Origin of the sequence: Klebsiella sp. Ech2A (assembly GCF_030078455.1) — a bacterium.
GTDB lineage: Bacteria > Pseudomonadota > Gammaproteobacteria > Enterobacterales > Enterobacteriaceae > Klebsiella > Klebsiella terrigena.
On record NZ_JAQGFU010000209.1, the window covers coordinates 1 to 6,972 of the forward strand.

7 protein-coding genes are annotated in these 6,972 nt (G+C 62.0%); all 7 read left to right on the forward strand.

The window, feature by feature from the left end; genetic code table 11:
- The coding region (locus PFH44_RS23115) for a hypothetical protein (RefSeq protein WP_283826279.1) at positions 1-259 on the forward strand (259 nt) is incomplete at its 5' end.
- Positions 250-807 (forward strand): histidine phosphatase family protein, encoded by a 558-nt coding sequence (locus tag PFH44_RS23120; RefSeq protein ID WP_283826280.1) that lies wholly within the window; start codon positions 250-252, stop codon positions 805-807. The genes PFH44_RS23115 and PFH44_RS23120, both read left to right, overlap by 10 nt.
- A gap of 284 nt (positions 808-1,091) precedes the next feature.
- Positions 1,092-1,589, forward strand: a complete 498-nt coding sequence (locus PFH44_RS23125; protein ID WP_045856774.1) for an RNA polymerase sigma factor — start codon at positions 1,092-1,094, stop codon at positions 1,587-1,589.
- A 73-nt stretch (positions 1,590-1,662) separates the two neighbouring features.
- Entirely contained in the window at positions 1,663-2,637 is a 975-nt protein-coding gene (locus tag PFH44_RS23130; RefSeq protein WP_283826281.1) for a FecR family protein, read from the forward strand.
- Between the two features lie 135 nt (positions 2,638-2,772).
- Positions 2,773-5,442: a TonB-dependent receptor gene (locus PFH44_RS23135; RefSeq protein WP_283826282.1), complete on the forward strand. Its 2,670-nt coding sequence runs from the start codon at positions 2,773-2,775 to the stop codon at positions 5,440-5,442.
- Between the two features lie 78 nt (positions 5,443-5,520).
- A complete protein-coding gene (locus tag PFH44_RS23140) occupies positions 5,521-6,084 on the forward strand; it encodes a heme acquisition protein HasA (RefSeq protein ID WP_045856780.1) in 564 nt (187 codons plus the stop codon).
- A 50-nt stretch (positions 6,085-6,134) separates the two neighbouring features.
- Positions 6,135-6,972: ABC transporter transmembrane domain-containing protein (locus PFH44_RS23145; protein ID WP_283826283.1), on the forward strand; the 838-nt coding region annotated here is incomplete at its 3' end.

A 6,972-nucleotide genomic window follows, 5' to 3' on the forward strand; every position in this document is an offset into this window, starting at 1 on the left:
GGAGGATTTTCAGCATCGAACCCTGTTTACCGGCCACCTCAACCAGCTCGCGCGCCAGCAGTGGCTGGCAGGCGACGTCGATTTTTGCCGCTGGAACGTGCACCCCACCGTCAGCTGCCTGCAAACGCTGATCTCCCGGCTCTCCTGCCGCTACTTTATGCCGCTGTTTACCGCCATTGAGAGCCCGCTTCTGTGGCAGCAGGCGCTGGGCTGCCAAATCATGACTCATCCGACGATCGAGATGGAACTATGCCAATAATCTGTAAGCCTTTTGTCTTCGTTCGCCACGGCGAAACGGCCCTTAACCGGGATAAATTAATCGGCGGAAGTACGGACGTACCGCTCACCGAGGAGGGCGAACTGCAGGCGCAGGAGGCCCGCGCGCTGCTGGGCCGCTATCGCTGGAACGGCGTCGCCGTCAGCCCGCTGCTGCGCGCGCGACAAACGGCCGAGCTGGCGCTCCCCGACGTGCCCTATACGGTGTTCGACGATCTGCGCGAGCGGGACTGGGGGGAGTTAGAGCGCCGGCCGTGGACGGAGCAGCCGCCGTATGAGGAGACGCCGCCCGGCGGCGAAAGCTGGGAAGCGTTTTGCCATCGGGTGACCGGCGCGCTAAATACGATCCTGACGCAGTATGAGCGTCCGTTAATTATCGCTCATTCCGGCGTGTTTCGGGTGCTGCGCCGCTATGCGCTCGGTACGCCTTACGGCATCCGGCTCGGTAACGTGGTGCCGATGTGGATTTCGCCCGGACAGCAGCCTAACGAGTGGCGCATCGTCCCGCTGGAGGAAGCCGACGAGCGCTAAGCCCGCGCGACGGGGATGCTGGCGGGATCGCCAGCAAACCCGCCGGAACCTCCGTCCCACCAGCGCCGCCTGAAAACGGAACCCACCGCTTTATCCGCCCAGCAGACCCGCAGCAGCGATGAACAGCAGCGGCCTCTCGCACCAGCCCGTCTCAGGCGCAGGAAGCCGGCGCCAGCCTCCCTTTGAACGCTTCCGGCGCCGCGGCGGCTAAAAAGCTTATTGAAAATGAGAATCATTTATGTGATTTATAGTGGCTTTGATGCAGGCTCCTCAGGGAAAAGTTAATGTCCAATATTGAGCTGCAGGTGCTGTTTGAGCGTCATGCCCAGCCGCTGTTGGCGTATCTGAAAAGCCAGCTGCACGATGCGCAGCTGGCCGACGATTTGATGCAGGAGAGTTTTGCCCGCCTCTTCGAACACTATCCACAGGGAAAAATTCAGGACAGCGAATCCTATCTGTTCCGTACGGCGAGGAATCTGCTGTTCGATCATTACCGCCAGCTGCAGCGGCGGCAAACCATGGCATTCAGCGATGATGAGATGGCCCACTTTCCCAGCGACGATCCGGGCGCTGAACAGCGCGCGATTGACCAGCAGCAGGTTGAGCGGATTGTCGGCCAGCTGCTGAGCCTGCCGGAACGGACGCAGGCTATTTTTCGCCTCAGCCGGCTCGAAGGAGTGCCGCAGGCGGAGATTGCGACGCGGCTGGGCGTATCGCTCAGCACCGTAGAAAAACATCTGGCGCAGGCGCTGGCAACCCTGATGTGCGGAATACAGAAATAATGGCATTTTTTTTACGGGTTTTACCTGGTTCAAACGTCTTAATGATTAACCCGGATAGTCAGGAAGCAGTGAAATGAGTCAGTTGAGTGAGGCAATACGTCAGCAGGCCGCGCTATGGGCTGTGAAAATGGCCGAGCGGTCGCTGACCGACGATGAGGAGCGGGCGATGGCCGCGTGGCGGGAGGCGGATCCGCAGCACGCCGACGCGCTGATTCAGGCGCAGCAGCTGTGGCTGATGCTCGGGACGCTGCCGCGAGCGACGCCGGCCGCCCGCGAAGCGGATGGGCCATCTGCCACGGTGGTACCTTTGCCCGTCCCGGCGGCGGCGAGCGTTCGTCCCCGCTGGCGCTCCTGGGCGACGGCCGCCGTCGTGGTGCTGGCGTCCCTGCCGGTACTGTTGATGCTTCCCGACGCCTGGCTGCGCTGGCAGGCCGATTATTACACCGCCGCCGGCGAAATTCGCCAGGTGACGCTGCCGGACGGCAGCCGGGTCGATCTCGATAGCCGCAGCGCCATCGAGCTGCATTTCAACGCCGGGGAGCGGCGCGTTACGCTGCTGTCCGGCAACGCCTGGTTTACCGTCGCCCCGCTGAGCAGCCGCGAGACGCGGCCCTTTCGCGTAGAGGCGAACGGCGGCGTTACGCAGGCGTTAGGGACGCAGTTCAGCGTCGATCTTGACGACAGCGGGGCGGACGTGGCGGTGCATGAGCACAGCGTGCGGGTCAGCTATAAAGGGCAATCGCTGGTGCTGGATGAGCAGCAGGGCGCGCGCTATGCCGATAATCGCCTGACGCGGCGGCCGGTTTCGCCGGCGCAGTTCGCCTGGCGGCGCGGCTGGCTGATTATCGACGGGCTGCCGGTAGGCGAGGCGGTGGCGCGGATAAATCGCTACCAGAGCCAGCGGGTTATCGTCGTCAATCCGGCGCTGAGAAAGCGGACCGTCAGCGGCGCCTTCGCGCTCAAGGATCCTGAACGCGCCGTTGAAACCCTGCGCCAGACGCTGGGGGCGAAGCAGATGAGGCTGCCGGGAATGACCCTGCTGTACTAGGTTGTGCGGGCGTTTTTGTGGGCCCATTTTTATATTTTTACTTTTTCTAAAAAATTTTTACGGGTTTGTGTACGTCGTTCGTCTTTATTGTTGAATGAGATTGATTACCATTATCAACGATAATCGAGTACACACATGCACCCATTACAGCCCCAATTTTGCAAAAGCCGTCGTCGCCTTGCTTTTGCCATATCGCTGACGTTAGCGCTGACCGCGCCAGCGCTGAGCCAGGCCGCAGCGGCGGCAACGGAAGCGGTAAAACAGAACAAAACCTTCGCCATTCCCCCGCAATCTCTGCAAAGCGCGCTGCTGCGATTTGGCGAGCAGTCCGGCGTGCAGATTTTTTTTGAAGACAGTACGGTGCAGGGGATGAAGTCGCAGCCGCTGAACGGCACGATGCCGATCGCCGCCGCGCTGCGCCAGCTGATTGGCAACAACGCCGTGGCGCCGGAATTTACCGCCGACGGGCAGATTATTCTCCGCGCGCGGCGCGCCGATGAAACCCGCATCGGTGGGCCGGTGAGCGACGATACCTTAACCGTGACCGCCACCATAAATTATTCTGCGGATGACTGGGTCTACGAACAGCCCCGCTCCGTCAGCGTTATCGACCGCAAGAAGATGGACGACCGGCCGGCGCGGCACGCGGCGGATATCCTCGAGCAGACGGCCGGCGTTTACTCCAGCGTGAGCCAGCAGGATCCGGCCCTGTCGGTGAATATTCGCGGGATGCAGGACTACGGCCGCGTCAACATGAACATCGACGGGATGCGGCAGAATTTCCAGAAAAGCGGCCACGGCCAGCGTAACGGCACCATGTACATCGATCCGGAGCTGCTGAGCGGGGTCACCGTCGAAAAAGGCACCACCGGCGGCATGGGTAGCGCCGGCACGCTGGGCGGCATCGCCACCTTTAACACCCTCAACGCCAGCGACTTTATCTATGACGGCAAAGAGCTGGGCGGCAAGCTGCACGCCAGCACCGGCGATAACGGCACCCGCTTTATCGGCAGCGGCGCGCTGGCGTGGGGCAATGAGACGGGAGATATTCTGCTGGCCGCCAGCGAGCGCCACCTGAGCGACTACTGGCCGGGCAATAAGGGCGATATCGGCGACATCCGCGTCAATAACGACACCGGCAACTACGATCGCTATGCCAGCGCGTTAAAAAATAATCAGATTACCGACAGCCGCTACAAGATGCTGTCGCGGATGGCGAAGGTGGGCTGGAATCTGCCCGCTAACCAGCGCCTGCAGCTGAGCTATCTGCAAACCCAGGTGAGCTCGCCGACGGCCAGCACCCTGACCGCCGTCGGCGAAGGCGATGACCGGACGCTGGGCTGGAAGCAGAGCGGCTACGACGTGGTGATGGCGCGCAACGTCGCCCTCGACTACAGCCTCGCGCCCTACGATCGCGACTGGCTCGATCTGCACGCCAAGCTCTACTACGTCGATACCGACTCGAACAGCGATACTTACGGCAGCGGGACGACGGCGGATTACTGGACGCAAACCCGCCTGCGCACCTACGGCGCCCAGCTGCAAAACACCTCGCACTTCTCGCTGGCCCCGGCGCACGGGCTGAAGGCGAACTACGGCGCCGAGTTTTACTATGACAAAGCCACCAGCCGCTCAACGTCTGAGGATATGGAGGGCGTGACGCCCGGCGGAAACCGGTCGATATTCAGCCTGTTCTCGACGCTGACCTACGAGTACGACGACTGGCTCACCGTCGAAGGCGGGCTGCGCTATGACCGCTATCGCCTGCGCGGCACCACCGGCATGAACTACCCGGAAGCGACCTACACCATCGATAACCCCTGCACCTCGCGTCGTCTGAGCGGCTGCCTCATCTCCAGCTCTTACCATGAATGGCTGGTGGATCGCGAAGAGTCCCGGGTGTCGCCGACGCTGGCGCTGGCGGTGAAGCCGGGCGTCGACTGGCTGGAGCTGTATACCACCTACGGCCGCTCCTGGCGTCCGCCGGCGATTACCGAAACCCTGACCAGCGGCAGCGCCCACGGCGACTCCACGCAGTATCCCAACCCGTTCCTGCAGGCGGAACGCTCCCGCGCCTGGGAAGTGGGGGTGAACCTGCTGAAAGGCGGTCTGCTGCAGGAGGAGGATCGCCTGGCGGTCAAGGTGGCCTACTTCGATACCAAGGTGTCGAACTATATCAGCATGGCGATTAACCGCGAAAAGCCGGGCATTACGCAGCCGGGGCTGGGCAACACCGCGTACGTCAATAACCTCAACACCACCCGTTTTCGCGGGATCGAGTATCAGCTGAACTACGATGCGGGCTTTGTTTATACCGATTTCACCTACACGCACATGATCGGCAAAAACGAATTTTGCTCGCGGAAAGCGTGGCTGGGCGGGAAGCAGCAGGGCGCCGGCAGCGCCAATAACTGGTACTGGGAAGATAATGATGAGGCGAACAACTTCGTGACCTGCGACGGCGGCAGCCAGTTCAGCTCCGCCGCGTTTCTCCCCGGCGATCGCGGCTCGTTTACCCTCGGCGGTCGCGCCTTTGACCGCAAGCTCGACGCCGGCGTCACGGTGCGCTTTGCGCCGGGCTATCAGGATCACAGCGTGCCGAGCAACTACCCCTATCTGGCCGACTGGCCGCGCTACACCCTGTTTGACCTTTACGCCAGCTATCGCGTGACCGACAACCTGACGCTGCGCGGCTCCGTGGAGAACGTCTCCAACCGCGCCTACGTGGTCAGCTACGGCGAAACCCTGGGCAATACCTTAGGCCGCGGACGCACCGTGCAGGGTGGCATCGAATACCGCTTTTAACCCCCGTATGACGCGGCGTAGTTCGGACGTGCTCTGCACGTAAAAAGGCCGCGATATCTGTAATATCAGGAGACCAATATGGCATTTTCAGTGGATTACGACAGCTCTGTAGGCAGCTATAGCATTCATGATTATCTGGCTGAATGGTCAGCCACGTTTGGTGACGTTAACCATACCAACGGTAACGTGGACGATAGCAACTCCGGCGGCTTCTACGGCGGTTCGCTGTCCGGAAGCCAGTACGCTATCACCAGCACCGCGAACAACATCACCTCATTCGTGGCGGAAGGAAACCTAACCTATACCCTGTTTGCCGACCCGGCGCACACGCTGTACGGCTCCCTTGACGGCCTGTCGTTCGGCGACGGCCTGCAGGGCGGCAGCTCTTCGCCTTACAACATCCAGGCGCTGGACGTTAGCTTCAGCGGGCTCGGCCTGAGCAGCGCGCAGTCCGAAGGTCATGACGGCATCGTGCATGAGGTGGTGTACGGCCTGATGTCCGGTGATACCAGCGCGCTGGAAACGGCGCTGAACGGCATCCTTGACCAGTACAACCTGAGCATCGACTCGACCTTCGATCAGATCGCGGCGGTCGTGGGCACATCGGCAACCGCAGACCATACGGACCTGCTGGCGGCTTAACCCTTCCGTTTCCCCGCCGCGGCGGGGAAACGGTTCAGGCAGGAGAAAGAATGAGCGAAACTCAGGTGCCTCAGGCGGGACGGCAGGAGATTCTGGCGGCGCTCGCGACCTGCCGGCGCGGCTTCTGGTGCGTGGCGCTGTTCACCGCGGCAATCAATATTCTGATGCTCTCGCCGGCGCTGTATATGCTGCAGGTCTACGATCGCGTACTGCCGTCCGGCAACCTTATGACGCTGACGATGCTGACCCTGATGATCGTCGGGCTGCTGCTGTTTCTTGGCCTGATGGAGTGGGTGCGCAGCGGGCTGGTTATCCGCCTCGGCGCGCAGCTGGATATGCGTCTTAACGCGCGGGTTTTTGACGCCGCGTTCGGCACCAACCTAAAAACCGGCAACGTCCTGGCAGGCCAGGCGCTAAACGACCTCACCAGCTTACGCCAGTTCGCGACCGGCAGCGCGCTGTTCGCCTTTTTTGACGCCCCCTGGTTCCCTCTCTATCTGCTGGTGGTTTATCTGCTGCATCCGTGGCTTGGCGTTCTGGCGACCCTCGGCGCGGCGCTGCTGCTGGCGCTGGCCTGGCTCAATCTGCGCCTGAGCCAGCCGCTGCTGGAGCGGGCGGGAAAGGTGGCGCTCCACGCCAGCCAGCGGGCCAACGGCCAGCTGCGGCAGGCCGAAGCAATAGAGGCGATGGGGATGCTGCAAACTCTGCGTCAGCGCTGGCGCTGCCGGCACGCCGAGTTTTTACATTTGCAAAGCCGCGGCAGCGAGAGAATGGCGCTGATCACCTCCCTGACGCGCACGCTGCGCCTGGCCCTGCAGTCGCTGATGCTCGGCTGCGGCGCGCTGCTGGCGGTCAACGGCGATATCACCTCCGGCATGATGATTTCCG